At 64.6% G+C, this 26,240-nt stretch carries 24 protein-coding genes; 10 read left to right on the top strand and 14 right to left on the bottom strand.

The features are described from left to right. Nucleotides 1-3: 3 nt before the first annotated feature. The 4 genes from efeO (AC1RL5_RS03005) (at nt 4) to AC1RL5_RS02990 (ending at nt 4,780) form a co-directional block, all read left to right on the top strand. Nucleotides 4-1,203, top strand: coding sequence for an iron uptake system protein EfeO (gene efeO / locus AC1RL5_RS03005; protein ID WP_041118440.1), 1,200 nt, complete (start codon nt 4-6; stop codon nt 1,201-1,203). A gap of 15 nt (nt 1,204-1,218) precedes the next feature. Further along, the gene (gene efeB / locus AC1RL5_RS03000; RefSeq protein WP_011061540.1) at nt 1,219-2,529 is read left to right on the top strand and encodes an iron uptake transporter deferrochelatase/peroxidase subunit; all 1,311 of its coding nucleotides are present in this window, start codon (nt 1,219-1,221) and stop codon (nt 2,527-2,529) included. A 35-nt stretch (nt 2,530-2,564) separates the two neighbouring features. Further along, nucleotides 2,565-3,389 (top strand): iron uptake system protein EfeO, encoded by an 825-nt coding sequence (gene efeO / locus AC1RL5_RS02995; protein ID WP_011061541.1) that lies wholly within the window; start codon nt 2,565-2,567, stop codon nt 3,387-3,389. A 185-nt stretch (nt 3,390-3,574) separates the two neighbouring features. Next, nucleotides 3,575-4,780 carry an MFS transporter gene (locus AC1RL5_RS02990; protein WP_053151872.1) on the top strand — a complete coding sequence of 402 codons (1,206 nt, stop codon included), beginning with the start codon at nt 3,575-3,577 and terminating at the stop codon, nt 4,778-4,780. 212 nt (nt 4,781-4,992) lie between these two features. On the opposite strand, the gene pssA is transcribed toward AC1RL5_RS02990, so the two are convergent. Then, entirely contained in the window at nt 4,993-6,336 is a 1,344-nt protein-coding gene (pssA, locus tag AC1RL5_RS02985; protein ID WP_072450213.1) for a CDP-diacylglycerol--serine O-phosphatidyltransferase, read from the bottom strand. A 275-nt stretch (nt 6,337-6,611) separates the two neighbouring features. On the opposite strand from pssA, the gene AC1RL5_RS02980 reads away from it, so the two are divergent. Both AC1RL5_RS02980 and AC1RL5_RS02975 read left to right on the top strand, forming a co-directional pair. Continuing rightward, complete coding sequence (locus tag AC1RL5_RS02980; protein WP_065364165.1) at nt 6,612-7,175, top strand: TetR/AcrR family transcriptional regulator; 564 nt, start codon at nt 6,612-6,614, stop codon at nt 7,173-7,175. Between the two features lie 58 nt (nt 7,176-7,233). Next, nucleotides 7,234-7,713, top strand: coding sequence for a nuclear transport factor 2 family protein (locus AC1RL5_RS02975; RefSeq protein WP_011061545.1), 480 nt, complete (start codon nt 7,234-7,236; stop codon nt 7,711-7,713). A gap of 207 nt (nt 7,714-7,920) precedes the next feature. On the opposite strand, the gene sfnG is transcribed toward AC1RL5_RS02975, so the two are convergent. Further along, nucleotides 7,921-9,015, bottom strand: coding sequence for a dimethylsulfone monooxygenase SfnG (sfnG, locus tag AC1RL5_RS02970; protein ID WP_011061546.1), 1,095 nt, complete (start codon nt 9,013-9,015; stop codon nt 7,921-7,923). A gap of 334 nt (nt 9,016-9,349) precedes the next feature. Between sfnG and AC1RL5_RS02965 the strand changes: the two genes are divergently transcribed. Together AC1RL5_RS02965 and AC1RL5_RS02960 are read left to right on the top strand one after the other, a co-directional pair. Next, nucleotides 9,350-10,585: an acyl-CoA dehydrogenase family protein gene (locus AC1RL5_RS02965; RefSeq protein ID WP_011061547.1), complete on the top strand. Its 1,236-nt coding sequence runs from the start codon at nt 9,350-9,352 to the stop codon at nt 10,583-10,585. A gap of 288 nt (nt 10,586-10,873) precedes the next feature. Next, entirely contained in the window at nt 10,874-11,653 is a 780-nt protein-coding gene (locus tag AC1RL5_RS02960) for a TSUP family transporter (RefSeq protein ID WP_011061548.1), read from the top strand. On the opposite strand, the gene nudC is transcribed toward AC1RL5_RS02960, so the two are convergent. The 5 genes from nudC to AC1RL5_RS02935 all read right to left on the bottom strand — a co-directional run bounded on the left by nudC (nt 11,621) and on the right by AC1RL5_RS02935 (nt 16,446). Next, the gene (nudC, locus tag AC1RL5_RS02955; protein WP_492588950.1) at nt 11,621-12,451 is read right to left on the bottom strand and encodes an NAD(+) diphosphatase; all 831 of its coding nucleotides are present in this window, start codon (nt 12,449-12,451) and stop codon (nt 11,621-11,623) included. The two genes, AC1RL5_RS02960 and nudC, sit on opposite strands and share 33 nt — an antisense overlap. A gap of 6 nt (nt 12,452-12,457) precedes the next feature. Continuing rightward, a complete protein-coding gene (locus AC1RL5_RS02950) occupies nt 12,458-13,270 on the bottom strand; it encodes a crotonase/enoyl-CoA hydratase family protein (RefSeq protein ID WP_492588951.1) in 813 nt (270 codons plus the stop codon). Nucleotides 13,271-13,468: 198 nt separating this feature from the next. Further along, nucleotides 13,469-14,245 (bottom strand): class I SAM-dependent methyltransferase, encoded by a 777-nt coding sequence (locus AC1RL5_RS02945; RefSeq protein ID WP_492588952.1) that lies wholly within the window; start codon nt 14,243-14,245, stop codon nt 13,469-13,471. Between the two features lie 190 nt (nt 14,246-14,435). Continuing rightward, nucleotides 14,436-15,740 (bottom strand): ATP-binding protein, encoded by a 1,305-nt coding sequence (locus tag AC1RL5_RS02940; RefSeq protein ID WP_011061551.1) that lies wholly within the window; start codon nt 15,738-15,740, stop codon nt 14,436-14,438. Between the two features lie 4 nt (nt 15,741-15,744). Further along, on the bottom strand, nt 15,745-16,446 hold the full coding sequence (locus tag AC1RL5_RS02935; RefSeq protein WP_011061552.1) for a response regulator: 702 nt from the start codon (nt 16,444-16,446) through the stop codon (nt 15,745-15,747). 202 nt (nt 16,447-16,648) lie between these two features. Between AC1RL5_RS02935 and AC1RL5_RS02930 the strand changes: the two genes are divergently transcribed. Both AC1RL5_RS02930 and AC1RL5_RS02925 read left to right on the top strand, forming a co-directional pair. Then, the gene (locus tag AC1RL5_RS02930; RefSeq protein ID WP_011061553.1) at nt 16,649-17,803 is read left to right on the top strand and encodes an efflux RND transporter periplasmic adaptor subunit; all 1,155 of its coding nucleotides are present in this window, start codon (nt 16,649-16,651) and stop codon (nt 17,801-17,803) included. 9 nt (nt 17,804-17,812) lie between these two features. Beyond that, the gene (locus AC1RL5_RS02925) at nt 17,813-20,911 is read left to right on the top strand and encodes a multidrug efflux RND transporter permease subunit (protein WP_015635799.1); all 3,099 of its coding nucleotides are present in this window, start codon (nt 17,813-17,815) and stop codon (nt 20,909-20,911) included. Nucleotides 20,912-20,971: 60 nt separating this feature from the next. Here AC1RL5_RS02925 and AC1RL5_RS02920 read toward each other — a convergent pair whose 3' ends face one another. The 7 genes from AC1RL5_RS02920 to AC1RL5_RS02890 form a co-directional block, all read right to left on the bottom strand. Beyond that, entirely contained in the window at nt 20,972-21,232 is a 261-nt protein-coding gene (locus AC1RL5_RS02920; protein WP_072441682.1) for a hypothetical protein, read from the bottom strand. Beyond that, a complete protein-coding gene (locus tag AC1RL5_RS02915; protein ID WP_041118455.1) occupies nt 21,229-21,408 on the bottom strand; it encodes a hypothetical protein in 180 nt (59 codons plus the stop codon). Before AC1RL5_RS02915 ends, AC1RL5_RS02920 begins: the two co-directional genes overlap by 4 nt. A gap of 112 nt (nt 21,409-21,520) precedes the next feature. Continuing rightward, nucleotides 21,521-21,646, bottom strand: coding sequence for a hypothetical protein (locus AC1RL5_RS02910; protein WP_015635802.1), 126 nt, complete (start codon nt 21,644-21,646; stop codon nt 21,521-21,523). 196 nt (nt 21,647-21,842) lie between these two features. After that, the gene (locus AC1RL5_RS02905) at nt 21,843-22,022 is read right to left on the bottom strand and encodes a hypothetical protein (protein WP_492588953.1); all 180 of its coding nucleotides are present in this window, start codon (nt 22,020-22,022) and stop codon (nt 21,843-21,845) included. A 155-nt stretch (nt 22,023-22,177) separates the two neighbouring features. Beyond that, a complete protein-coding gene (locus tag AC1RL5_RS02900; RefSeq protein WP_019094608.1) occupies nt 22,178-23,356 on the bottom strand; it encodes a lactonase family protein in 1,179 nt (392 codons plus the stop codon). After that, nucleotides 23,343-23,636, bottom strand: a complete 294-nt coding sequence (locus AC1RL5_RS02895) for a DUF5629 family protein (RefSeq protein ID WP_015635805.1) — start codon at nt 23,634-23,636, stop codon at nt 23,343-23,345. The genes AC1RL5_RS02900 and AC1RL5_RS02895 overlap by 14 nt, the downstream gene beginning before the upstream one ends. Nucleotides 23,637-23,850: 214 nt before the next feature. Then, nucleotides 23,851-26,226 carry an efflux RND transporter permease subunit gene (locus tag AC1RL5_RS02890; protein WP_011061561.1) on the bottom strand — a complete coding sequence of 792 codons (2,376 nt, stop codon included), beginning with the start codon at nt 26,224-26,226 and terminating at the stop codon, nt 23,851-23,853. Nucleotides 26,227-26,240: the final 14 nt, after the last annotated feature.

The raw sequence follows: 26,240 nt of genomic DNA, 5'->3' as shown, positions 1-26,240 counted from the left end.
CCCATGACCCAGCAAGCCTCTCCCCAGGCCTCGCCTCCCCGCGCTCTGCGCTGGGCGGTTGCCGGTTCGGTGATCGTCATGATCGCCGCCGGCGGGCTGTTCTACTACGCCTCGCAACTGGCCGCCAGCAAGCGCCAGGCCCACCAGGGCGAGATCACCGTGACCATCCACCCCAAGAGTTGTGAACCCAACGCGCTGACAGTCCCGGCCGGGCGCGCCAGCTTCCGCATCGTCAACCGTTCGGATCGCGCCGTGGAATGGGAAATTCTCGACGGCGTGCTGGTGGTGGAGGAACGGGAAAACATCGCCCCGGGCCTGAGCCAGGTGATCAACGCCAACCTGCAGCCAGGGGACTACGCCATCACCTGCGGGCTTTTGAGCAACCCCCGCGGCACCCTGCACGTGACCCCGACCGCCGAGTCCGACGCCCAGGCCAAGGCGCGGCCATCGATGGTGGCCTTTATCGGCCCGCTGTCGGAGTTCCGGGTCTACCTCAGCACCCAGGGCAGTGCCCTGGTCAAGGCAGTGAACGCCTTGCAGCAGGCCATAGACGCCGGCGACCTGAAACAGGCCCAGGCGCTGTACCTGCCGGCCCGCGCAGCCTATCAGCGCCTGGCCCCGGCGGCCCAGCGCCTGGCCGAGCTGGACAACACCATCAACGCCCGTGCCGATTATTTCGAACAGCGCGAACAGGATCCGGGCTTCAGCGGTTTCCACCGCCTGGAATACGGCCTGTTCCAGAAAAATGACCTGGCAGGCCTGGCTCCCGTAGCTCAGCGCCTGTCCAGCGACGTGGTCAGCCTCAAGGAACAGTTGCTGGCCCAGACCCTGCCACCGGAGCAATTGGTGAGCATCGTCGCGCGCAACATGCGCAGCCTGGCCGACCTGCGGGCCAGCAGCGGTGAAGAAGAACGCTACAGCCACAGCGACCTCAACGGCTTTGCCGCCAACCTGGAAACCACGCGCAAGGTCATCGACCTGCTGCGGCCGCTGCTGGCCAAGTCCGCGGCCCAATTGCTGCCCCAGGTGGACAGCGCCGCCGATGCCCTGGCCACTCGCCTGGCCAGCCTGCGCGACGGCTTCGGCTATGTGGCCTACGACCAGGTCGACGCCCGGCAGCGCAAAGAGATCGCCGACAAAGCCAAGGCCCTGGCCGACGCCCTCGACGCTATTGATCCCGCACTTGGCCTTTCCGGCCTGTAACAAGACGAGTTTTCAATGAACGATTCAGATCAGCCCAATCCGTCTTTTTCCGCCCAGCGTCGGCGCGTGCTGCTGGGCATGGGCGCCGCCGGCGTGGCCCTGGCCGGCAGCAGCCTGAGTTGCCCGGCCATGGCCGCCGCGCCCGCCCAGGTCACCGAAGCCCCCAGCAGCGACAAGACCCAGGACCGCCACGACTTCCATGGCCAGCATCAGAGCGGCATCGTCACCCCGCGCCCGGCCGCGGGCATGCTGGTGTCCTTCGATGTGCTGGCCAGCGACCGCGACGACCTGGAGCGGCTGTTTCGCACCCTCGACCAACGCATTGCCTTTCTCATGCGCGGTGGCCCGGTGGCCCAGGTGGACCCGAAGCTGCCGCCCCTGGATTCCGGCATCCTCGGCCCGGTGGTGACCCCGGACAACCTGACCATCACCGTCTCGGTGGGCGAATCGCTGTTCGACGAGCGCTTCGGCCTGGAGGCGGCCAAACCCAAGCGCCTGATCCGCATGGTGGGCTTCCCCAACGATGCCCTGGAGCCCGCCTGCTGCCACGGCGACCTGAGCCTGCAGTTCTGCTCCAACACCGCCGACACCAACATCCACGCCCTGCGCGACATCGTGAAGAACCTGCCCGACCTGCTGCTGGTGCGCTGGAAACAGGAAGGCAGCGTACCGCCCCAGGCCCCGGCCAAGCCCGGCGAGCCGGCGCAGAGTGCGCGCAATTTCCTGGGCTTTCGCGATGGCTCGGCCAACCCCGACTCCAACGACCCGAAGGCCATGCAGCAGATCGTCTGGGTCCAGCCCGGCAGTGACGAACCGGCCTGGGCGGCCCATGGCAGCTACCAGGCAGTGCGGATCATCCGCAACTTCGTCGAACGCTGGGACCGCACCCCGCTGCAGGAGCAGGAAAGCATCATCGGCCGGATCAAGACCAGTGGCGCGCCCATGGACGGCCAGAAGGAAAGCCAGGTGCCCGACTACGCCCGGGACCCCCATGGCAAGGTCACCAAGCTCGACGCCCACATCCGCCTGGCCAACCCGCGCACTGCCCAGAGCCAGCAGAACCTGATCCTGCGCCGGCCGTTCAACTACTCCAATGGGGTCAACAAGAACGGCCAGCTGGACATGGGCCTGCTGTTCATCTGCTACCAGGCCGACCTGGAGAAAGGCTTCATCGCCGTACAGACCCGTCTGAACGGCGAACCCCTGGAGGAGTACCTCAAGCCCACTGGCGGCGGTTACTTCTTCACCTTGCCGGGGGTCACCGGCGAAGAGGATTTCATCGGGCGTTCGCTGCTCGATGCCACCCGGCCTAAAAGCACTGCCTGACCCCCATGACACAACAACCCCCACGGAAAAGTCCCATGAAAAAGTCGCCTCTCGCTGTGTTGCTGACCCTTGGCTTGCTTCACGCGCCGCTTTCGGCGTTCGCCGCAACTGCGCCCCTGGAGCTGGTGGGGCCGATCTCCGACTACAAGATCTACGTCACCGAGCAGCTCGACGAACTGGCCAGCCACACCCAGCAGTTCACCGATGCGGTGAAAAAGGGCGACCTGGCCGCCGCCAAGAAGCTCTACGCGCCGACCCGGGTCTACTACGAGTCGATCGAACCGATCGCCGAGCTCTTCAGTGACCTGGATGCGTCCATCGACTCCCGGGTCGACGACCACGAGAAAGGCGTCAAGGCCGAAGACTTCACCGGCTTCCACCGCCTGGAATACTCGCTGTTCTCGGAAAACAGCACCGAAGGCCTGGGCGAGCTGGCCGACGGCCTGAACAAGGACGTCAAGGACCTGCAGACCCGCGTCGCCGGCCTGACCTTCCCGCCGGAAAAAGTCGTGGGTGGCGCCGCCGCGCTGCTGGAAGAAGTGGCCGCAACCAAGATCTCCGGTGAAGAAGACCGCTACAGCCATACCGACCTCTACGACTTCCAGGGCAACATCGACGGGGCGAAGAAAATCGTCGACCTGTTCCGTCCGCAGATCGAGAAGCAGGACAAGGCCTTTGTCGCCAAGGTGGACAAGAACTTCGCCACGGTGAACAAGATCCTGGCCAAGTACAAAACCCCTGACGGCGGCTTCATGACCTACGACAAGGTCAAGGAAAACGACCGCAAGGCCCTGGTAGGCCCGGTCAATACCCTGGCCGAAGACCTCTCCACCCTGCGCGGCAAACTGGGCCTGAACTGAGCCCGGAACCCAACACGCCATCCTCCCTGTAGGAGCTGGCTTGCCAGCGAAAGCGGGCCCAGGGCACAACCCCCGCCTCAAGGCCCTCTTCGCCGGCAACATCATCACGAATGCAGATAAGCCTGGGCTGTGACACGTTATCCCGTTAACGTTCACGGCCCATCGACTTTCATGGAAGACCCTTCATGCCTCGCTCCACAGCCGCCAGCGCGCCGCTGACCGTCAGACCCTTCTCGCTGGTTCCACTGATGGCCGCCTATATGGCCTGCACCATGTCGATGATGGCCTTCGTCTCGCTGATCGGCCCGATCTCCCGGGCCCTGCACCTGGAAACCTGGCACGCCGGCGCGGCCGTCACTGTTTCCGGGGTGATCTGGATGCTCCTGGCACGCCCCTGGGGCCAGGCCAGCGACCGCTTCGGCCGGCGCCGGGTGCTGCTGCTGGGCACCGCCGGCTTCACCCTCGCCTACTGGGCCTTGTGCCTGTTCATCGACCTGTCGCTGCAGTCGCTGCCCAGCGTCGCCATGGCCTTTCTCGGCCTGATGCTCGGCCGCGGCCTGATCGGCGCCTTCTACGCGGCGATCCCGGTGGGCGGCTTCGCCCTGATCGCCGATAACGTCGAGCCTCAGCACCGCGCCCGTGCCATGGCCACCCTGGGCGCCGCCAACGCCGTGGGCCTGGTGGTGGGCCCGGCGGTGGCCGCGCTGCTGGCGCGCTACAGCCTGAGCCTGCCGTTCTACGCCATGGCGGTGCTGCCGTTGCTGGCATTCCTGGTGCTGCGCTACCAACTGCCGCGCCAGGAACTGCACCTGGCCCAGGCCCCGACCCGGGTACGCCTGGGCGACCCGCGACTGCGCCGGCCCATGGTGGTGGCCTTTGTCGCCATGCTCTGTGTGTCGGTGGCCCAGATCACCGTCAGCTTCTATGCCCTGGACCGGCTGCACATGAGCCCCGCCGATGCCGCCCAGACGGCCGGGGTGGCCCTGGCCATGGTCGGCGTGGCGCTGATCTGCGCGCAGTTGGTGGTGCGCAAGCTGGAATGGCCGCCGCTGCGGATGATCCGCTACGGCGCCCTGCTGTCCGCGCTGGGTTATGCCGGCAGCATGCTGGTGGACAGCGCCTGGGGCTTGTGGCTGGCGTTCTTTGTATCGGCGGCAGGCATGGGTGGGGTGTTTCCGTCGTTCTCGGCCCTGGCGGCGAATGCCGTAGAGGCCTCGGAACAGGGCGCGACTGCCGGCAGCATCGGCGCCGCCCAGGGCCTGGGCGTGGTCATCGGGCCCATGGCCGGCAGCCTGATCTACGCCATCGAACCGCGCCTGCCCTACCTGCTGGCGGCGGTGCTGCTGGTACTGATCGCGATCTGGCCCGCCCCGCAGCCCAAAGACCTGTAGCCGCTGCTGCAGGCTGCGAACGGCTGCAAATCAGACGCCGCTCTTGAGGTTGCTGAAGGCCCTGCGGACCTTTGCGCAGCCTCGCAGGCTCGGCAGCGGCTACAGGTACTGCGCTGCTTTTGTAGCCGCTGCTGCAGGCTGCGAACGGCTGCGAAGCAGACGCCGCTCTTGAGATTGCTGAAGGTCCTGTGGACCTCGGCAGCGGCTACGGGTTAAAGCATGCGGTAGAGCAAGCGCTCGATGCGCACGCGGCTGACCCGGCGCAGGAACTTGCTCACGGCCTCGGGATAGTCCACCAGGCTGTCCAGGTACTGAAAGTGCTCGATGCGGCGGGTGTGGCGATAGATCTCGGCCTGTTCGGCGTTGCGCGCCTGCAGCAGCTCGCCCTTGGGGTCGTCCAGCAACAGGGCGTTTTCCAGGTCCAGGCGGAAGGCCCGCGGGTTGAGGTTGTTGCCGGTGAGCAAGGTATAGCGCTCATCGACCCACATGCCCTTGAGGTGGTAGGTGTTGTCGCCGTCACGCCACAGGTGCAGGTTCAACTGGCCGTTGTCGATCACTTTCTGATGCCGCTTGGCAAAACGCCGCAGGCTGATCTCATACAGATAAGGCAGCGCCGCGATCACCTTGAACGGCTCGCTGGGGGGGATATAGAAGTCGTTGGCGGTCTTGTCGCCGACGATGATGTCGATCTTCACCCCGCGCTCCAGGGCCCGGTTGATCTCCCGGGTCACCGGCAGCGGCAGGTTGAAATACGGGGTGCAGATGGTCAGCTGGCGCTGGGCGCCGGCAATCAGCTCGCAGATCACCCGGTTCAACGGATTGCCCTTGCCCACCCCGAGCAACGGGCTGACCGACAGCCCGCTCTTGTCCAGGCCACCGGCAGTGGTGTCGTAGGTGGCGTGCTTGAGGCGGCTGCGCAGATCGCCGATGTCGTTGCGCAGGCTGCGGGTGGTGGGCAGGTTCGGCAGATCCAGGCGGTGCACTGCCCGTGACTCCACCAGGCCGTGCTGCACCAGGTGGTGCATGGAGTCGGCCAGCGCCTGGTTGTGCAGCAGGTGGTAACGGTCGAAGCGGTACTTGTCGAACTTGTGCAGGTACACGTTGTTCAGGCTGGCGCCGCTGTAAAGCACGCAGTCGTCGATGACGAAACCCTTGAGGTGCAGCACCCCGAACAGCTCGCGGGTCTGTACCGGCACGCCGTAGATCGGCACCTCGCTGGCGTGAGTGCGGGTCATCTGCTGGTACCAGGCCGAGTTGCCCGGCTGCTTGCCGGCACCGATCAGGCCGCGCTGGGCCCGCAACCAGTCCACCACGACCACCACTTCCAGCTCGGGGCGGGCGGCCTTGGCGGCGTGCAGGGCATCGAGGATTTCCTGGCCGGCTTCATCCTGTTGCAGGTACAGCGCGACGATATAGATGCGCCGGCGGGCCTGGGCAATCTGCTCCAGCAGCGTGCGGCGAAACTGCGCAGCGCCGGTCAACGTGGTGAAAGCCTCGGCGGCCAGTGGGAAGCTGCGCAGCTTGGGCAGCAGGGAACGTTTGAAAAGCGACGGCATTAGGGCTCGCAGTGGCTCAAATCCAAAGAGCGCAAGAGCTTACACCATGGACCGGCCGGAGTCCCCTGCCTGGCATGTATAACGCCCTCCCTCAGCAAAGCACCCGCCCGCTGTGCGCAGGAGCCGGCTTGCCGGCGAATGGCCCCCCAAGCCCTGCACAAGGCGCAATGACACCTTCGCTGGCAAGCCAGCGCCTACAAAGGGTAATGGCCAGCTTCGAAGAAAAACAAAAAATGTAATTGACCAAGGAGAACGATCGTTCTACTGTTCGCCACATGAACGAAAACATGCACTCTGAAACCCGAGACATCATCCTCGATGTCACCGAGAAACTGATCTACCAGAACGGCATTGCCGCCACCGGCATGGATCTTCTGGTGAAGACCGCCGGCGTCTCGCGCAAGAGCGTCTACCGCTATTTCACCAACAAGGACGAGTTGGTGGTGGCCGCCCTGGAGCGTCGCGATCAGCGCTGGATGCACTGGTTCTGCAGCGCGGTGAACCAGGCCGCGACCCCGGCCCTGCGCCTGCTGGCGCTGTTCGACGTGCTCAAGGACTGGTTCGCAACCCCCGGTTTTCGCGGCTGCGCCTTTATCAACACCAGTGGCGAAACCGGCGACCCGCAAGACCCGGTGCGCCAAGTAGCAAAACGGCACAAGCAGAACCTGCTCGACTACGTGACCGAGCTTTGCCAGGAACATGGCGTGCAACATCCTGAGGAACTGGCAGCGCAACTGCTGATCCTGATCGATGGCGCCATTACCGTTGCCCTTGTGATGGGCAATCACAGTGCTGCTGATAATGCGCAATGCATGGCGCGAAAGTTATTGGACCTCTGATTGTTTTACACAAGAGCAGCTTCTTTGTTTGAACAGCAACTTTCATTGGAGACAGATCATGTCGTCTAACGCTCAAGTGCGCCCGCCCCTTCCGCCTTTCACTCGCGAGTCGGCGATTGAAAAGATCCGCCTGGCCGAAGATGGCTGGAACTCCCGGGACCCGGAGCGGGTATCCCTGGCCTATACCCTGGATACCCAATGGCGCAACCGCGCCGAGTTCGCCCACAACCGCGAAGAGGCCAAGGCGTTCCTGACCCGCAAATGGGCCAAGGAACTGGATTACCGCCTGATCAAGGAACTGTGGGCCTTTACCGACAACCGTATTGCCGTGCGCTACGCCTACGAATGGCACGACGACTCGGGCAACTGGTTCCGTTCCTACGGCAACGAAAACTGGGAGTTTGACGAACAGGGTTTGATGGCCCGGCGCTTTGCCTGCATCAACGACATGCCGATCAAGGCCCAGGAGCGCAAGTTCCACTGGCCCCTGGGCCGCCGGCCCGACGATCACCCGGGCCTGAGCGAACTGGGCCTGTAATCACCACCGCCTCTGCCCTTGTAGGAGCTGGCTTGCCAGCGAAAGCGCCCTCCAAGCCCGGCACAAGGCTGCGAGACCCGTTCGCCGGCAAGCCGGCTCCTACGAAAAAACACACCACCTCTGCCCCTGTAGGAGCTGGCTTGCCAGCGAAAGCGCCCTCAAGCCCGGTACAAGGCTGCGAGGCCCATTCGCCGGCAAGGGGCGGCTTCAGGCGGCAGCTTCCTGTTCCTTGGACCGCGCCCGAGCCTCCAGCTCGCGTACCAGGGGCAGCACGCGCTGGCCGAAATACTCCACCTCTTCCTGGAAATGCAGGAACCCGGCCAGTACCAGGTCCACCCCCACCGCCTTCAACTCCACGATGCGCTGGGCAATCTGCTGTGGCGTGCCGATCAGGTTGGTCTTGAACCCGTCGTTGTACTGCACCAGGTCCTCGAAACTCGACTTGGCCCAGTTGCCCTCGCCTTCGGGGGACGCCTTGCCGGCCTGCCGGGCGGCGTCACCGAAGGCATTCACCGCCTCCGGGTCGGCCTGATCGATGATTTGCTGCAACACCGCCCGCGCCTCCTCCTCGGTGTCCCGGGCGATCACGAAGGCGTTCACTCCGATCTTCACCGAGTGCTGGTTGGCCGCGGCCTTGGCGCGGATGTCATCGACCTGGGCCTTGATCCCCTCGACACTGTTGCCGTTGGTGAAGTACCAGTCCGAAACCCGGGCCGCCATGTCCCGGGCAGCCCGCGAGCTGCCACCCTGGAAGATCTCCGGCTGGCCCAGGGGCTTGGGCTTGAGGCTGTAGTGGTCGAAGCGATAGAAATCGCCCCTGAAGGTGAAGGCATCCTGGCTCCAGACCCCGCGCAGGCAGCGAATGAATTCCTCGGACCGGCGATAGCGCTCGTCGTGCTCCAGCCAATGCTCGCCAATGGCCTGGAACTCACCCTTGAACCAACCGCTGACGATGTTCACCGCAATACGGCCATTGGTCAGTTGGTCGATGGTCGCCAGTTGCTTGGCCGCCAGGGCCGGCTGCCAGGGCCCGGGCAGGATCGCCGCAATCACCTTGAGCTTGTCGGTGGCCGCCAGCAGTGCGTGGCTGAAAGCCACCGACTCGTGCTGGTACTCGGCGCCATAGCCAGCGGTGAAGCGGATCTGGGTCAGGGCGTATTCGAAGCCGGCCTGCTCGGCGATCTGCGCCAGCTTGCGGTTGTAGTCGATGCCCCAATGGGTGCGTTGCTCGATCTTGCTGACCACCAGCCCACCGCTGACGTTGGGCACCCAGTAGGCAAATTTCACGGCTTGCTGACTCATGGTTCGGTCCTCGGGACTTGGGAAAGTACCCCGGAGCAGAGCAGCAAGCGTGCCAGGGCCTGAAAGCCCTCGGCGCGTAGGCCGCCAGACGCCGTGTGGAGCCTCAAGCACGCCCTCTCCCGGGCAATGGCTGAGGCTCGCTGCCTGCGGCGGCGCGGGACCGGCCAACCCTGGAAACGGGCTGTTTTGTTGATGAACTGTTGGCGGAGCAACAGTTGCAGGCGCTCTGCCGGAGCCCTTGCCCCGGCAAACCGGCGTTTGCGGCTTCGGCATGGTGTGTGCAATCGGCCTGGACCCTGCAGCGCTTTTTTCTGCCGAACCCAGGAGCTACACCATGACTGAACACCAGGTAATCAATCCGCTGTCCGTGGGGGTCGACTACGAGACCCTGGCCGCAGGCTTTCGCCCGATCTTCCAGCGCATCGCCAGTGGCGCGGTGGAACGGGAACAGCAACGCAAATTGCCCTACGAGCCCATCCAGTGGCTCAAGGAATCCGGATTCGGCGCGGTACGGGTGCCGCTGGAATATGGCGGTGGCGGCGCTTCCCTGCCCCAGCTGTTCCAGCTGCTGATCGAGCTGGCCGAGGCCGACGCCAACGTGCCCCAGGCCCTGCGCGGGCACTTTGCCTTTGTCGAGGATCGGCTCAATGCCACGCCCGGGCCGGGCCGGGACCTGTGGTTCAAGCGCTTTGTCGAAGGCGATATCGTCGGCTGCGCCTGGACCGAAATCGGTGCCGTGGACATCGGCCAGGTCATCACCAAAGTCTCTCCAGATGGCGAAAAATGGCGCCTCAACGGCGAAAAGTTCTACAGCACCGGAAGCATTTTCTCCGACTGGATCGATGTCTATGCCCAGCGCACGGACACCGGCGGCGACGTGATTGCCGCGGTGCGCACCCGCCAGCCGGGCATCGAGCAGAGCGACGATTGGGACGGCTTCGGCCAGCGCACCACCGGCAGCGGCACCTCGCGCTTCCAGGACGCTGAAGTGGACGCCGAGAACATCATCGACTTCGCAACCCGCTTCAAATACCAGACTGCTTTCTACCAGCTGGTGCTGCTGGCGACCCTGGCCGGCATCGGCCGCGCGGCGCTACGTGATGTGGCCCACGAAGTGCGGGTGCGCAAGCGCATCTACAGCCACGGCAACGCGCCCCAGGCCAGCGCCGATGCCCAGGTGCAGCAGGTGGTGGGCGAGATCGCGGCCCTGGTGTATGCCGCCGAAGCCGCCGCCCTGCGTGCTGCAGCCCCTGCGCAACAGGCCTACCTGGCGCGCTTTGCCGGGGATCCGGCCCAGGAGCGCGCGGCCAATGTGGCGGCGGAAATCGAATCGGCCACGGCCCAGGTGGTGGTCACCGAACTGGTCCAGCGCGCCACCAGCGAGCTGTTCAATGCCCTGGGGGCTTCGGACATTCGCCAGGGCAAGGCCCTGGACCGGCACTGGCGCAATGCGCGCACCGTGTCTTCGCACAACCCGGTGATCTACAAGGCGCGGATCGTCGGCGACTGGAAGATCAACGGCAGCGAGCCACCCTTTGTCTGGCAGATTGGCAACGGCCCCCAGCGCTAACCTCAGGCACCGCCCCCCGTAGGAGCTGGCTTGCCAGCGAAGGCGTCATCCAGGCGAGCGCTCGGCCCAGCGGCCTCTTCGCCGGCAAGCCGGCTCCTGCAGCGAAATCTCGGCGCACCGCCCCGTAGGAGCTGGCTTGCCAGCGAAGGCGTTATCCAGGCGGGCGCTCGGTTCAGGGAGAGGCATCCGACCAAGGTCGAGGCGGTCGCGCGGCGGGCTGGGTTGCAGGTAATATGGCGGACTTTCGCGCAGCCCCCTTTGCGCTTCTCGCCGAAATAAGCCGACCCCATGCCCTTTGAACTCAGCGTAGACCTGACCACCCTCGCCATTCTCGCCCTCGTGGCCTTCATCGCCGGTTTCATCGACGCCATTGCCGGCGGCGGCGGCCTGCTCACCACCCCGGCCCTGCTCACCGCCGGCCTGCCGCCGCACCTGGTGCTGGGCACCAACAAACTCAGCTCGACCTTCGGCTCGGCCACCGCCAGCTTCACCTTCTATCGGCGCAAGCTGTTCCACCCCAGGCAGTGGACCCACGCCATTGTCGGCACCCTGGTGGGCGCCCTGACCGGGGCCATCGTCGCTCACTACCTGCCGGCGGAATGGCTGAACAAGATGCTGCCGGTGATCGTCTTCGCCTGCGGCCTGTACCTGCTGTTCGGCGGCACGCCCAAGGCGCCACTGGACAGCGACGCACCGATCAAGAAGAAGTGGCAATCGAGCCAGGGCTTCAGCCTGGGCTTCTATGACGGCGTAGCCGGCCCCGGCACCGGGGCGTTCTGGACCGTGAGCAGCCTGCTACTCTACCCCATCGACCTGGTCAAGGCCAGCGGCGTGGCCCGCAGCATGAACTTCGTCAGCAACATCGCGGCGCTGTCGGTGTTCGTGTTTTCCGGGCAGGTGGACTGGATCATCGGCCTGTGCATGGGTCTGTCGGTGATGGTCGGGGCCTTCTTCGGCGCACGCACCGCCATCAGCGGTGGTGCCAAGTTCATTCGCCCGGTGTTCATCACCGTGGTCCTCGGGCTGACCGTGCGCCTAGCCTGGCAGCACTGGTTCAGCGTGGCCTAGGCGGCGCGCCACATAGAGATCGATCAGGTAGCGGGCAATCGAGCGCGAGGCCGGCAACGGCGGTAGCGCATGGACGCTGAACCACTGGGCGTCCTCGATCTCGTCTTCCTGGGGAATGATCTCGCCGCCGGCGTATTCGGCGTGAAAGCCCAGCATCATCGAATGGGGGAACGGCCAGCATTGGCTGCCCACGTACTGAATGTTCCTGACTTCGATGCTCACCTCTTCGCGCACCTCGCGAATCAGGCAGTCCTCCGCCGACTCGCCCGGCTCGGCAAAGCCTGCCAGGGTGCTGTAGACCCCGGTGACGAAGCGCGGCGAACGAGCCAGGAGGATTTCGTCACCGCGGGTGATCAGCACGATCATGCTCGGTGAAATGCGCGGGTAGCTGCGCAGGTCGCAAGGCTGGCAATACATCGCCCGCTCCCCCGGCACCTGGGCCATGGGCCGCCCGCAACTGCCGCAGTACCGGTGCTCCCGGGCCCAGGTGCCGATCTGCGCGGCATAGCCCAGGACCTTGTACAGGGTGTGATCGCCCTCCAGCATGAAGGCCCGCAGGCCTTTCCAGCCGCAGCCCGGCACTTCGGCGCGGGCGCTCAGTTCCAGCAGGTACACCGGCTCGCCATCGAGATGGCCGATGCCGTGTTCCGCCAGCAGCGGCAGGTCCTGGCCCTTGAGCCAGCGCCGGGGGAACAGCGCGCCGTTGTCGTCATAGAGAAAGCCGTCCGGGCCGCGGGCCACGGCCCAGCCGCCGGGAAGGTCGGTGTTGAGTACTGCGGTGGTCCAGCGTTCAATCATCGTCAATCAATCCAGAAATTCGGGTTTCTGTTTGCTCATGTGGGCGGCGATGGCCACGCGCAAGTCGTTGGACTGCAACATGGCAGCGTTCCAGGTGGCGACATATTCCAGGCCGTCATCAATACGGTGGTCACGCATGTAGCTGAGCATTTCCTTGGTGCCGCTGACCGCGATCGGCGACTTGGCAGCGATCTCCCGGGCAATTCCCATGACCCCGTCCAGCAGGCTTGCGGCATCGCTGTAGGTCCGGTTAACCAGGCCAATGCTGCGTGCTTCATCGGCACCGAAGGTGCGCCCAGTGTAGGCCAGCTCGCGCAGCATGCCGTCGCCGATGATACGTGGCAAACGTTGCAGTGTGCCGACATCCGCAGCCATGCCGATATCGATTTCCTTGATCGAGAATTGCGCATCGTCCGCGGCGTAACGCATGTCGCAGGCGCTGATCAGGTCGATGGCGCCCCCCAGGCAATAGCCCTGGATCGCCGCCAGCACTGGCTTGCGGCAGTTGTCCACGGCGTTGAACGAGGCTTGCAGCTGGAAGATCTTGCGCCGCAGCAGGCGCGCGTTGCGGCCCACATCCTTGCCCAGTTCGTTGGCCACCCCGGCCAGCATCATCAGGTCGATGCCCGAAGAGAAATGCTTGCCGGCACCGCTGAGCACCACCACGCGCACTGCGTCGGTGTCGTCGATCCATCGGAAGATCTCGACGATCTCACTCCAGAACGCGGCGTTCATGGCGTTGATCTTTTCCGGGCGGTTGATCTGCACATGGGCGATGTTGTCAGCAAGTTCGACGCGAAAGGCTTGGTATTCGGACATGGCAGTGATCCTTTACTGGGCAGAAAATGAGGGCCGAACTATAGCAAGTGGCGGCGGCGGGCCGTAAGGCAGCGCATCGGCCAAAAGCGGGACTGGCCACCGCCCCTGCAGGCGCCGGCTTGCCGGCGAAGAGGCCCCTGAATAACGCCTTCGCTGGCAAGCCAGCGCCTACATGGGGGCGATGTGGGGGTGATGAGCTCAGACTTGCCGGGTGCAATAGAAGGCGGCGGTCGTGTAAGGCACGGTGACCTGGGCCTTGCCCCGCAGCTGCGGCTCGCTGTCGATCAGGGCGGCGATCTGCCGGTCCACGGCCTCGCGCTCGGCCTGGGGCAAGGCGGCGATGAAGCTGGTGGAGCGCACACGGTTGAAGATCACGTCCTCCGGCGTGCCGCTGTGGCCCTGGGTGAAATGCTGTTCCTGCAGAGGCCCGAAACCCGGGTGGGGAAAGGCCTGGCGCCAGGCACCGGTGTAATAGCGCGGGGTATCGGCCTGCAAGGCATTGACGATGGCGTCCAGGCGCGCCACCCAGGGCACCCGGGCATCCCGCAGGTTCCACACCAGGGCCAGCTTGCCGCCGGGCTTGAGCACGCGATGGATTTCCTCCAGTGCCGCGCGGTGGGCAAACCAGTGAAAGGCCTGGGCACAGACCAGCACATCCACCGAGGCATCCTTGAGCGGCAGCGCCTCGGCGCTGCCCTCCAGCACCTGGGCCTCGGGCTGGGCCGCCGCCAGCCTGGCGCGCATTTGCTCGACTGGCTCCACCGCGATCACCTGGGCCCCGGTGGCCAGCAAGCGGCCGGTGAACTTCCCGGTGCCAGCGCCCAGGTCCACCACCACTCTGCCCGGCCCGAGGCCCAGCGTCTCCCGCAGCCAGGGCTCAAGGGCTGGCGGATAGTCCGGCCGGCCCCGCACATAGGTATCGGCGGCCTGTTGGTAGCCGTCGGCCGCAGCATGATGAATCGCCTGATCGTTCATGGATGAACCTCCTCATTGCGGGTGAGTACGAACAGGATAAACCGTGCCCGACAACAGGCAGCATGAAACTCCTGTCAGTTGCACCCCCGCCGCAGGAGCAGGCTACAGGAGCTGGCGTGCCAGCGAAGGCGTTATCCGCAGGGGCACTCGGCTCAGGGGCCTCTTCGCCGCCAAGCCGGCTCCTACGGATTCAGGCCCTGGGCGGGGGCGGCAGGCTCAGGCGAAAACGCGCGCCGCCCAGGGGCGAGGCTTCCACGGTCAGGGTGCCGTCCTGGGCTTCCAGGGCCCGGCGGCTGATGGCCAGGCCCAGGCCGAAGCCGCCGGTGGCGCGGTCGCGGCTGCGGTCCAGGCGGTAGAACGGCTCGAACACCCGCTCGCGCTCGTCGTCGGGAATGCCGATGCCGTCATCGTCGACCCAGATCTCGCAGCCGTCGTCGCTGACCAGCACCCCCACCTGGATGCGCTTCTCGCAATAACGGGTGGCATTGCGCAGCAGGTTCTGCAAGGCCCGGGCGGTCAGCCGCGGGTCCAGGGTGAAACGTTCCAAGGCACCGTGCAGCAGAACGTCGATGACGATATCCGACTCCAGCTCATCGTCGACACTGCCCAGGATGCTGTCGATGAACTCGTCCAGGGACACCTCGATCTGCTCCGGCAGGCACGCCGGGTTCTGCAGGCGGCTGTAGGACAGCAGCTCCAGTACCAGTTCATCCAGTTCGCGAATGTGCGCCACCAGCCCTTGCAGGCGCTCGCGGCTGGCCGCCGGCAAATCGTCGGAGAGCGCCAGGGCCAGGCCGAAATCCAGCCGGGTCAGGGGCGTGCGCAGTTCGTGGGACACCGCGTTGAGCAGGTCACGCTGCTGGTTCAGGAGTTTTTCGATATCCCCGGCCATGGTGTCGAAGACATTGGCCAGGCTGCCGATGTTGGAACTGGCGGGCAGCTGGGTGCGCTCGCCCAGATGGCCCTTGCCGAAGCGTTCGGCGGTGCGCTTGAGGCGCTCCAGGTCACGCCAGTGCGGGCGCACCCAGAGCAGCAGGCAGGCCAGCAGCACGGCGACGATCAGGACATTGATGCTCCAGTACAGCAGGTTGACGTCCAGCGGGTCCGGCGGCACCACCAGCTTCACCGCCAGTTGTTCATCCAGCGGCGACACCGCCAGGGTGCGCCAGCCCCAATCGCCCAGGCGCACCACTTTCTCGCCGCGTTGCAGGCGCTCACGCTCGTAATCGCTGAAATCCGGGTCGTCGATGCGCACCAGGGCTACCTGCAGCGGGTGGAACTCCTCGTCCATTTCCTTGACCAGGGTCGGCCACTGCTGCGCCGGCAAGGCGCGGAACTGCTTGACGATCAGGCTCTGCAGGCCCCGGGACTGGTCCAGGTTGTAGTCCAGGAAACGCTCGTGGAAAACCTTGATCACCAGGTCCGGGATCAGGTAGATCGCGGCGCTGAAGGCAATGATGGTGATCAGGTACAGACGGACCAGGATGCGCAGCATGGAATCAGCATTCCCACTCGGAACGGCTGAACAGGTAACCCTTGCCCCACACGGTCTTGATCTTGCGCGCCTCGCCGGCGTGATCATCGAATTTGCGCCGCAGCTTGGAGATCGCCACGTCCACCGAACGATCGGTGCCGTTGAACTCGATGCCCCGCAGGCGCTGCAGGATCTGGTCGCGGCTCAGCACTTCACCGGCGTGCCGGGCCAGCACCACCAGCAGGTTGTACTCGCCGCTGGACAGCTCCACCAACTGCTCGCGCCAGGTCACGGTGCGCTCCGACAGGTCGATGCACAGATTGCCCATGAGGATCTGGTCGCTGGCGCTCTGCGGCTCGCTGAGGCTGCTGCGGCGCAACAGGGTACGGACCCGGGCCAGTAGCACTCGCGGTTCGCAAGGTTTTGTCACATAGTCGTCGGCGCCCATTTCCAGACCCAGCACCTGATCATGGCTATCATCCCGCGCGGTCAGCATCAGGATCGGCAGGGTCGCCGAGTCGGCGCGCAACAGGCGGCAGACTTGCAGGCCATCCAGGCCCGGCAGCATCAGGTCGAGGATCACCAGGTCCGGGGGGCTGGCCTTGGCCCGCTCCCGCACCTGGTCACCACGGCTGATCACGCTGACCTGATAGCCATTGCGTTCCAGGTAGCTGGCGATCAGTTCGGACAGCGCGGTGTCGTCTTCGACAAGAAGAATATTGGGCATGGAGAGCGATCTTTATTGAAGAAATACAGAATACCGGCGTTCTTTATAAGGCACCGGGCAAAACCAGCAAGGCGCCAAGGATATACAACCCTGGCCGCACCGGTGCGCAGGCTTCACACTTTTTCACACAGCACCTACACAGCTTCACAGCGGGCCTTGACCCATGCCCTTAGCATGCCGAGGTCATTATTGGGGTATCAGCATGTCGAATAAACTCTTTGCGCCATTCTGCCTGGTCGTTCTGGCAGCGGCGCTGAGCGCGTGTGGCAAGACCGAAGGCGAGCAGACGCCGCCACCGGCCAAGGTACGAATCGAAACCGTACAGAGCCAGGCCCTGTCCATCACCAGCGAACTGAGCGGGCGCATCGCCGCGCCACGGATCGCCGAAGTCCGCGCCCGGGTGGCCGGGGTGGTGCTGCAACGGACCTTCCGCGAAGGCTCCGACGTCAAGCAGGGCGAGGTCTTGTTCCGCATCGACCCGGCCCCGTTCAAGGCTGACCTGGACAGCGCCCAGGCCAGCTTGCGCAAGGCCGAGGCCACCGCCTTTCAGGCGCAGTTGCAGGAGCAGCGCTATTCCAAGCTCGTCGCCGACCAGGCCATCAGCGGCCAGGAATACGACAATGCCCGGGCTGCGGCACGCCAGGCCAGCGCCGACGTCGCCGCCAACCAGGCCGCGGTGCAGCGGGCCAAGCTCAACCTCGGCTATGCCACCGTCACCGCGCCGATTTCCGGCCGGGTCGGCCGCGCCCTGGTCACCGAAGGCGCCCTGGTGGGCCAGAACGAGACCACGCCGCTGGCGCTGATCCAGCAACTGGACCCGATCCACGCCGACCTGACCCAGTCCACCCGTGAACTCAACGACCTGCGCCGGGCCTTCCGCGCCGGCCAGTTGCAGCAGGTGGGCAAGGACCAGGCCAAGGCGACCCTGATCCAGGACGACGGCAGCCTCTACCCGCTGCCGGGCAAGCTGTTGTTCGCCGATATCAGCGTTGACCCGAGTACCGGGCAGATCATCCTGCGCAGCGAGTTCCCCAACCCGGACCTCGACCTGCTGCCCGGCAGTTTCGTGCGCGTGCGCCTGGAACAGGCAGTCAACCAGCAAGGCATCAGCGTGCCGCAGCGGGCCATCCAGCGCGACAGCGCCGGCATCGCCCAGGTGCTGCTGGTGGATGCGCAAAACAACGTGGTGCAGCACCCGGTGCAACTGGGTGGAGTGCAGAACGATCGCTGGATCGTCACCGAGGGCCTCAAGCCCGGTGACCGGGTGATTGTCGAAGGCCTGCAACACGCCCGCCCCGGCGAGCCGGTGGAAATCGACGCCAGCCCCCTTGCGCACGTCCAGAACCCTGGCCAGTAGGTAGTACACATGCCGCAATTCTTTATTGACCGCCCGGTATTTGCCTGGGTGGTCGCCTTCTTCATCCTGTTGGCCGGTGCCCTGGCGATCCCCCAACTGCCGGTGGCGCAATACCCCACCGTGGCCCCGCCGCAGATCGAGATCTACGCCGCCTACCCGGGCGCCTCGGCGCAGACCCTGGACGAATCGGTGGTCAGCCTGATCGAGCAGGAGCTCAACGGTGCCGACCACCTGCTGTACTTCTCGTCCCAGAGCAGCCTCGGCAGCGCCACCATCACCGCCACCTTCCAGCCGGGTACCAACCCGGAACTGGCCCAGGTGGACGTGCAGAACCGTCTCAAGGCGGTGGAGCCGCGCCTGCCCCAGGCGGTGACCCAGCAGGGCCTGCAGGTGGAGAAAGTTTCCGCCGGCTTCCTCTTGCTGATCACCCTGACCTCCAGTGACGGCCGCCTGAACGATGTCGCCCTCAGCGACTACCTGGCGCGCAACGTGATGAACGAGATCCGCCGCCTCGATGGCGTCGGCAAGGCCCAATTGTACGGTGCCGAGCGGGCCATGCGGATCTGGCTCGACCCGCAGAAGCTGATCGGTTTCAACCTGACCCCGGCCGACGTCAACGCCGCGGTGGCGGCGCAGAACGCCCAGGTTCCGGCCGGCAGCATCGGCGACCTGCCCAACCCCGCCAGCCAGGAAATCACCGCGACCATCCTGGTCAAGGGCCAGCTTTCCAGCCCTGAAGAGTTTGCCGATATCGTCCTGCGGGCCAACCCCGACGGCTCCACGGTACGCATCGGCGATGTGGCCCGGGTGGAAGTCGGCAGCCAGGAATACCAGTACGGCACCCGCCTGAACGGCAAGCCGTCCACCGCGGTGGGCGTGCAGTTGTCCCCCGGGGCCAACGCGTTGAATACCGCGACCTTGATCCGCGCCAAGATGGACGAGCTGTCGCGCTATTTCCCGGCCGGCGTGGAATACAAGATCCCCTACGACACCTCGCCCTTCGTCAAGGTCTCGATCACCAAGGTGCTCTACACCCTGGCCGAAGCCATGGTGCTGGTGTTCCTGGTGATGTTCCTGTTCCTGCAGAACATCCGCTACACCCTGATCCCCACCCTGGTGGTGCCCGTGGCCCTGATGGGCACCTTCGCCACCATGCTGGCCCTGGGGTTCTCGATCAACGTGCTGACCATGTTCGGCATGGTGCTGGCCATCGGCATCCTGGTGGACGATGCCATCGTGGTGGTGGAGAACGTCGAGCGGATCATGGCCTCCGAAGGCCTGTCGCCCAAGGAAGCCACGCGCAAGGCGATGCAGCAGATCACCGGGGCCATCATCGGCATCACCCTGGTGCTGGTGGCGGTGTTCATCCCCATGGCCTTCATGCCCGGCTCGGTGGGGGTGATCTACCAGCAGTTCTCGCTGTCCATGGCCACCTCGATCCTGTTCTCGGCGTTCCTCGCCCTGACCCTGACCCCGGCCCTGTGCGCCACCCTGCTCAAGCCCATCGCGGCGGGCGAACACCATGAACGCACGGGGTTCTTCGGCTGGTTCAACCGGCGCTTCGAACGCCTGAGCGACAGCTATCAGGGCGGCGTGACCTATGCCCTCAAGCGTACCGGCCGCTACCTGCTGATCTACCTGGCGCTGCTGGCGATCATGGCGCTGCTGTTCAGCCGCCTGCCCTCCTCCTTCCTGCCCGTGGAGGACCAGGGCTACACCATCACCGACATCCAGCTGCCACCTGGTGCCAGCCAGAACCGCACGATCAAGGTGGTGGAGCAGATCGAAGCGCACAACGCCAGCGAACCGGGAGTCGGCGACAGCACCATCATTCTCGGCTTCAGCTTCTCGGGTAACGGGCAGAACGCCGCGCTGGCCTTCACCACGCTCAAGGACTGGTCGCAACGGGGCAGCGAGGATTCGGCGATGTCCATCGCCGACCGCGCCAACGCCGCCCTTGGCGCGATCAAGGATGCCGTGGTGTACGCCGTGCTGCCGCCGCCGATCGATGGCCTGGGCACCTCCAGCGGCTTCGAGTTCCGCCTGCAGGACCGTGGCGGCGTCGGCCACGCGGCCCTGATGCAGGCCCGGGACGAGCTGCTCAAGGCCACGGAAAAGAGCCCGATCCTGGCCAACGTCCGGGAAAGTGCCCTGGCCGAAGCGCCGCAGGTGCAACTGGAGGTCGACCGCAAGCAGGCCAACGCCCTGGGCGTGTCCTTTGCCGATATCGGCAGCCTGCTGTCCACCGCCCTGGGGTCGTCCTACGTCAACGACTTCCCCAACCAGGGGCGGATGCAGCGGGTGGTGATCCAGGCCGAAGGCGACCAGCGCAGCCAGGTCGAAGACTTGCTGCGCCTGAACGTGCGCAACAGCGCCGGCAAGATGGTGCCGCTGTCGGCCTTCGTCCGCGCCAGCTGGAGCCTGGGCCCGGCGCAACTGACCCGCTACAACGGCTACCCGGCCATTGCCGTCTCCGGCGAGCCGGCCCCTGGCCACAGTACCGGTGAAGCCATGCAGGAAATCGAACGGCTGGTGGCGCAGTTGCCCACCGGGCTGGGCCTGGAATGGACCGGCCTGTCACTCCAGGAACGGCTGTCCGGCAGCCAGGCGCCGATGCTGCTGGGCCTGTCGCTGCTGATCGTGTTCCTGTGCCTGGCGGCGCTCTACGAGAGCTGGTCGATTCCCACCTCGGTGCTGCTGGTGGTGCCCCTGGGGGTACTGGGCGCAGTGCTTGCGGTGAGCCTGCGCGGCATGCCCAACGACGTGTTCTTCAAGGTCGGCCTGATCACCATCATCGGCCTGTCGGCGAAGAACGCGATCCTGATCATCGAGTTCGCCAAGAGCCTGTACGACGAAGGCCACGACCTGATCGATGCCACGGTGCAGGCTGCACGCCTGCGCCTGCGCCCCATCGTCATGACCTCGCTGGCGTTCATCCTCGGGGTGGTGCCCCTGGCCATCGCCACCGGCGCCAGCTCCGCCAGCCAGCAGGCGATCGGTACCGGGGTGATCGGCGGCATGATCACCGCAACCCTGGCAGTGATCTTCGTGCCGGTGTTCTTCGTGGTGGTGATGAAACTGGTGAAACGCGGTTCGTCCAAGGACTGACATCGCTGCATGGGGCCCCGGTTCCGGGGCCCCTTCTTCTCTTGCCCGCCTCTTCTCGTCTCAGGCCGCCATGGCCGGGCATACCCGTGCCTGTGGGCAATCCAGGGCGAAAGGCCCGGGAAAGGCCGCAGCGGATTTGCCCGGTGGATTGCCCGCCAGCAGCGCCGGAACCTTGGCCGCCTGGCTGTGATGGGCGATCTGGTGATTGCATTCGATGGCCCGCGCCAATGCTCCGGCCGAGCCCTGGCCCAGCCCCAGCAGGCTGGTGCCATTGGTGAAGAACGCGAGGAAGGCGGTGATCATCAGACGGCGCCCTTTCATGGCCGTCTCCCCGCTTCGGCATGGAGTACCGGGCCCTGGCCGCTTGCCGCGCCGGAATCAATCAACGCAGCGCTCGGCAGGCCCGCAGCCAGGCTGGCCCAGAGCATCAGAAGCAGATAAAGCCCCAGCGCCAGGTAGGCGCCGTGCTTGGCGGAACTGAGGATCGAACGGGCCATGGTGATCTCCTGAGGCGTTTTCGTGCCCAGAGGATCTATCAATCAAACGCCAGTAAAAAGACGTTTATATCCATAGCCATCATCAATTTTCTTGATGCTTTAAACTCGCGTCTCAGTCCTGCAACAGGCTGGTCAGACGCTCGCGGGAAGTCTCCGGCTCGCCTTCGACAGGCTGGGCAGAGGACAGGATGGGGGTGGAGTAGAGCAACAGCAGAACCACGGTCAGACGCATCACCATGCTATCGATCCTTGCTCGGGAAAGAGTCAATAATTCAGCGTCAAATTTAAACACATGGCTATATGACACTACCAAGCAAAATTTGCCTGGCGGGAAGAATAAGTCGCAAACAGGTGATGCAGGAGCGACATCACTGCTTCAGTGACTTCGCTCCTGCATACCTTGGGTTTGCTGCTTGCGGGGTGATCCGGAGCGCTCATTGCTGGGCTTTGTGATCCAGGGCGGCGTAGAAGTTGGCGCTTTGTTGCAGGTACTTCTGGGTGTAGGTGTTGGTGTTGGATTTCTTCTGGCTGATTTCCACGCTGGCGCTGGCAGGCAGTGCCACGGTGGCGGAAATGGCGGAGGCTGCGATCACGGAGAAGAGATTGAAGTTCATGGCGGTAACCCTCGTATTCAGTTGGCTTGCTTGCCCGTGTGGGCCGTGAAGCAAACTTACTCCCGAGGGTTGGCGGGAAAAAATTCTTTGCGGCAGTAGCCATTATCAGCGTCGTTAATAGAAGGAGTCAGGCCCCGGATGCCGGGGCCTGCGGTCTATTGACGCACCAGGAATTTGATATCGCTTGGGGAATCGAACGGCAGTTTCTGCACGGTCTTGCCCAGGAAACCGGTCTTGGCGTCGCGCTCGATCACCACGATCTCGTTGCTTTTCTGGTTGCCGATCAGCACATAGCGGTTGCTCGGGTCGAGGCTGAACTCCCGTGGGTGATCACCTTCCACCGAACGCCGCTGGATTTCCTTGAGCTGGCCATTGGCCGGGTCGATGGCAAATACCAGCAACTGGTTGGCGGTGCCCCGGTTGCTGACATACAGGTACTGGCCGTCCTTGGAAGCATGCAAGGCCGCGGCGGCCTTTTTCTCCTTGGAGCCGTTGGCCGCCAGGTCGAGCATCTGACGCTGAGTCAGCTTGCCGTCCTGGTAGTCGAACACCGCCAGTTGAGCGCTCATTTCCATGGTCAGGTAGGCATGCTTGCCATCGGCGCTGAACAGCAGGTGCCGCGGGCCGCTGCCCGGCGGCAGCTGGACGAAGGCCGGATCGGCCGGGCTCAGCGGGTGTTCCGCATTGGCCTTGGGGTCATAGCGATAGACGAAGATCTTGTCCGCACCCAGGTCGTTGGCGAACAGGAACTTGCCGTCCGGGGACGGCACCGACGAATGCACGTGGGCCGATTGCTGGCGCTCGGGGTCGACCCGGCTGGCCGGATGACTGGTGAGCTGCACCACCGGCGACAAATGACCGTCATCGCTGACCGGCACCACCGCCAGGCTGCCGCCCGGATCCACATCCACCGAATAGTTGCTGACGAACAGGTAGTTGCCGTCGGCACTCAGGCTGGAATGGGTGGGCTCGTTACCCTGGCTCTGCACCTGGTTGATCAGGCTCAGTTGATGGGTTTTCGGCGCCAGGCTGTAGCTGCTGACACGACCGATGGGGTCGGCCTGCCCCGGGCTGTTCTCATTCACCGCGAAGACGAACTTGAGGTCCTTGGACAAGGTCAGCCAGGACGGGTTGGAGCTCTTCACCACCTGCAGCGGCTTGGGGTCGATCTGCCCGGTGCGCTCATTGAATTGCAGGCGGTACAGACCCTGGCTCTGGCCCTGGGTATAGGACCCCACCAGCAGCTCATGGGTTTCGGTGGCCGGCGCGGCCTGGACCGCCATGGCACCGACACTGCCGGCCATCAGCAGGGGCCAGAAATTACGCATCTTCATGTTCACCTTCCTCTTCGTCGCGGGCACTGAACGCGCTCATGCACACCAGGCGGTGCTCACCGGAGTCGCCTGCCAGGGTCCAGCTCTGCAAGTCCTGGTCGAAGGTCGCGGCCTGGACCTGGGCCAGGGTAAAGCTCCAGCGCTTGGCCGCGCGGCCGTCCATGCACTCGATCAGCAGGCGCTGCTCGTCGAGGGTGAAATCGAAAGCGTGCAGGCCGTCGATTTCCAGCATGTCGCAGGCTTCAAGGGCGCAGAGCAAGGTGTCGGTAGCAGCGGTCATAGCGATCAATCATCAGATGGAAAGGCGCAATGATAGCTGATTGGCGCTGCCGGGTTGGGCCAGCATTGCGCCGCGCAAGCGGCTGCCCCGGATACATCCTCCGACAGGCACTGCCGGGGCCGCCCGGTTCTTCAGCACCACCTGCTTTCCCCTCGGAACACCGGGCATGAAAAAGCCGCACCCGAGGGTGCGGCTGAGTACTCATGCAACGGGATCAGTGGGCGAACAGCGAGTTGCCCTTCTGCCCCGCCAACTTCTCCGGCTTGATCAGGAACCGCGCCAGGGCCGGCAGCAGCCACAGGGCACCGAACATGTTCCACAGCAGCATGAAGGTCAGCATCAGGCCCATGTCGGCCTGGAACTTGATGGCCGAGAAGATCCAGGTGCACACGCCGATGGCCAGGCACAGACCGGTGAACAGCACGGCCTTGCCGGTGGAGCGCAGGGTCTGGTAGTAGGCCTCCTGCAGCGGCAGGCCGGCCCGCAGGAAGCTCTCCAGGCGGCTGTAGATATAGATGCCGTAGTCCACGCCGATGCCCACCCCCAGCGCCACCACCGGCAGGGTCGCCACCTTGACCCCGATGCCCATGAAGGCCATCAGCGCGTTGCCCAGCACCGACGTCAGCACCAGTGGCAGGACGATGCACAGGGTCGCCGCCCAGGAGCGGAAGGTGATCATGCACATGCCGGCCACGCAGATGTAGACCAGGATCAGGATGGTCAGCTCGGACTCCTTGATCACCTCGTTGGTCGCGGCCTCGATCCCGGCGTTGCCGGCAGCGAGAATGAACTCCAGGCCGTCCTTGTTGTGCTGCGTGGCGAACTCCTGCACCGCATGCACCGCGCGATCCAGGGTCGCGGCCTTGTGGTCGTTGAGGAACACCAGCACCGGCGCCAGGGAGCAGTTGTTGTTGTACAGGCCGTCGGCCCGGGCAATGGAGTTGTTCAGCACGTCAGGGTTGCGCGACAGGGTTTCCCACTTCAGGTTGCCCTCGTTCATGCCCTTGATCATCTGCTTGGAGACGGTCACCAGGGAAATCGCCGACTGCACGCCCTCGGTGTTCTGCATCTTCCACATCAATTCGTCGATCGGCGCCATGGCCTCATAGCGCGAGCAACCTTCGGCCGCGGTCTTGACCATCACCACCAGCACGTCGGAACTGGTGGAGTAGTTGCTGATGATGAAGTTGTTGTCCTTGTTGTAGCGCGAGTCGGGACGCAGCTCCGGGGCGCCCTGGTCGAGGTCGCCGATCTTCAGGTTCTGGCTGTACCAGAGGCCGCCGGCAAAGGCCACCAGGGCCAGGGCGATGGAAATCGGCGCGACTTTGGGGCTGGCAAAGTTAGACAGCAGGCGCCAGAACGGATGCTCGCGGGAAGCGTCCTTCTTGCTGCGTTCGATGGCGCGCTTACTGATGCCGACGTAGGAAATCGCCACCGGCAGCAGGATCAGGTTGGTGAACACGATCACCGCCACACCGATGGAGGCACCGATGGCCAGCTCGCGGATCACCCCGATATCGATGATCAGCAAGGTGATGAAGCCCACGGCGTCGGCGAGGATCGCGATCATCCCCGGCAGGAACAGCTGGCGGAAGGTGCGCCGCGCCGCGGTCAGGGCATTGTCGGCATCACTGGACTGCAAGGCGATGCCGTTGATCTTCTGCACCCCGTGGGAAATGCCGATGGCGAAGATCAGGAACGGCACCAGCATTGAATACGGGTCCAGGCCAAAACCGAAGGCGTGCATCAGGCCCAGTTGCCAGACCACCGCCACCAGGGTGGTGATCAACACCGCGATGGTGCTGCGGATGCACCAGGTGAACCAGTACAGCAGCACCAGGGTGATGATGAAGGCCACGCCGAAGAACATCACCACCATGATCAGGCCGTCGATCAGGTCGCCGACCTTCTTGGCGAAGCCGACGATGTGGATCTTCACATTGGGGTTCTGCGCCTCGAACTTGTCGCGGATCTTCTCTTCCAACTGGTGGGAGAATTTCTGATAGTCCAGGGCCAGCAGCTTGCCCTGGTCCTGCGGGTCCGGGTAGGACTCCAGCAGCGGGATATCAACGATGCTGGACTTGAAGTCGTTGGCCACCAGGCGCCCGACCTGGCCGGACTTGAGCACGTTGTTGCGCAGCTGTTCGAGGCTGTCGGCCGAACCGTTGTAGCTCTGGGGAATCACCTCGCCGCCGGCGAAGCCCTCTTCGGTCACTTCGGTCCAGCGCACGCTGGGGCTCCACAGCGACTTGAGCCCGGAGCGATCGACGCCGGAGATGTAGAACACCTCGTCGTTGATCTGCCGCAGGGTTTCCATGTAGTCCTTGGTGAAGATGTCGCCGTCGCGGGCCTCCACCGAGATGCGCACGGTGTTGCCCAGGTTCGCCAGGTCGTTGCGGTGCTCCATCATCCGCTCGATGAACGGGTGCTTGAGCGGGATCATCTTCTCGAAGCTGGTGGACGGCCGGATCAGGGTCGCCTGCCAGAACAGGAAAGCGCTGACCAGCAAGCAGATGAAGATCACTGCCGGGCGGTTATTGAAAATCAGGCGCTCAAGAAAGTTCGCCTTGTCCTGGTGATGACTGCTCATGGAATTCCCCACCT

The sequence above is a fragment of the Pseudomonas sp. GW822-FHT06D10 genome, from assembly GCF_058799535.1.
Note: the sequence above shows the minus strand (reverse complement) of the source record. Positions and strands in the feature narration are given on the sequence as shown.

Coding starts and splice junctions, on each gene's coding strand:
- efeB (WP_011061540.1), top strand. CDS start 1,219: ATGAACGATTCAGATCAGCCCAATCCGTCTTTTTCCGCCCAGCGTCGG.
- AC1RL5_RS02920 (WP_072441682.1), bottom strand. CDS start 21,232: ATGAAAGGGCGCCGTCTGATGATCACCGCCTTCCTCGCGTTCTTCACC.
- AC1RL5_RS02910 (WP_015635802.1), bottom strand. CDS start 21,646: ATGGTGATGCGTCTGACCGTGGTTCTGCTGTTGCTCTACTCCACCCCC.
- AC1RL5_RS02930 (WP_011061553.1), top strand. CDS start 16,649: ATGTCGAATAAACTCTTTGCGCCATTCTGCCTGGTCGTTCTGGCAGCG.
- AC1RL5_RS02965 (WP_011061547.1), top strand. CDS start 9,350: ATGACTGAACACCAGGTAATCAATCCGCTGTCCGTGGGGGTCGACTAC.
- AC1RL5_RS02950 (WP_492588951.1), bottom strand. CDS start 13,270: ATGTCCGAATACCAAGCCTTTCGCGTCGAACTTGCTGACAACATCGCC.
- AC1RL5_RS02900 (WP_019094608.1), bottom strand. CDS start 23,356: ATGAAGATGCGTAATTTCTGGCCCCTGCTGATGGCCGGCAGTGTCGGT.
- AC1RL5_RS02905 (WP_492588953.1), bottom strand. CDS start 22,022: ATGAACTTCAATCTCTTCTCCGTGATCGCAGCCTCCGCCATTTCCGCC.
- AC1RL5_RS02980 (WP_065364165.1), top strand. CDS start 6,612: ATGAACGAAAACATGCACTCTGAAACCCGAGACATCATCCTCGATGTC.
- AC1RL5_RS02960 (WP_011061548.1), top strand. CDS start 10,874: ATGCCCTTTGAACTCAGCGTAGACCTGACCACCCTCGCCATTCTCGCC.
- AC1RL5_RS02975 (WP_011061545.1), top strand. CDS start 7,234: ATGTCGTCTAACGCTCAAGTGCGCCCGCCCCTTCCGCCTTTCACTCGC.
- pssA (WP_072450213.1), bottom strand. CDS start 6,336: ATGCCGTCGCTTTTCAAACGTTCCCTGCTGCCCAAGCTGCGCAGCTTC.
- efeO (WP_011061541.1), top strand. CDS start 2,565: ATGAAAAAGTCGCCTCTCGCTGTGTTGCTGACCCTTGGCTTGCTTCAC.
- AC1RL5_RS02940 (WP_011061551.1), bottom strand. CDS start 15,740: ATGCTGCGCATCCTGGTCCGTCTGTACCTGATCACCATCATTGCCTTC.
- AC1RL5_RS02915 (WP_041118455.1), bottom strand. CDS start 21,408: ATGGCCCGTTCGATCCTCAGTTCCGCCAAGCACGGCGCCTACCTGGCG.
- AC1RL5_RS02935 (WP_011061552.1), bottom strand. CDS start 16,446: ATGCCCAATATTCTTCTTGTCGAAGACGACACCGCGCTGTCCGAACTG.
- AC1RL5_RS02925 (WP_015635799.1), top strand. CDS start 17,813: ATGCCGCAATTCTTTATTGACCGCCCGGTATTTGCCTGGGTGGTCGCC.
- efeO (WP_041118440.1), top strand. CDS start 4: ATGACCCAGCAAGCCTCTCCCCAGGCCTCGCCTCCCCGCGCTCTGCGC.
- AC1RL5_RS02945 (WP_492588952.1), bottom strand. CDS start 14,245: ATGAACGATCAGGCGATTCATCATGCTGCGGCCGACGGCTACCAACAG.
- sfnG (WP_011061546.1), bottom strand. CDS start 9,015: ATGAGTCAGCAAGCCGTGAAATTTGCCTACTGGGTGCCCAACGTCAGC.
- AC1RL5_RS02895 (WP_015635805.1), bottom strand. CDS start 23,636: ATGACCGCTGCTACCGACACCTTGCTCTGCGCCCTTGAAGCCTGCGAC.
- AC1RL5_RS02890 (WP_011061561.1), bottom strand. CDS start 26,226: ATGAGCAGTCATCACCAGGACAAGGCGAACTTTCTTGAGCGCCTGATT.
- nudC (WP_492588950.1), bottom strand. CDS start 12,451: ATGATTGAACGCTGGACCACCGCAGTACTCAACACCGACCTTCCCGGC.
- AC1RL5_RS02990 (WP_053151872.1), top strand. CDS start 3,575: ATGCCTCGCTCCACAGCCGCCAGCGCGCCGCTGACCGTCAGACCCTTC.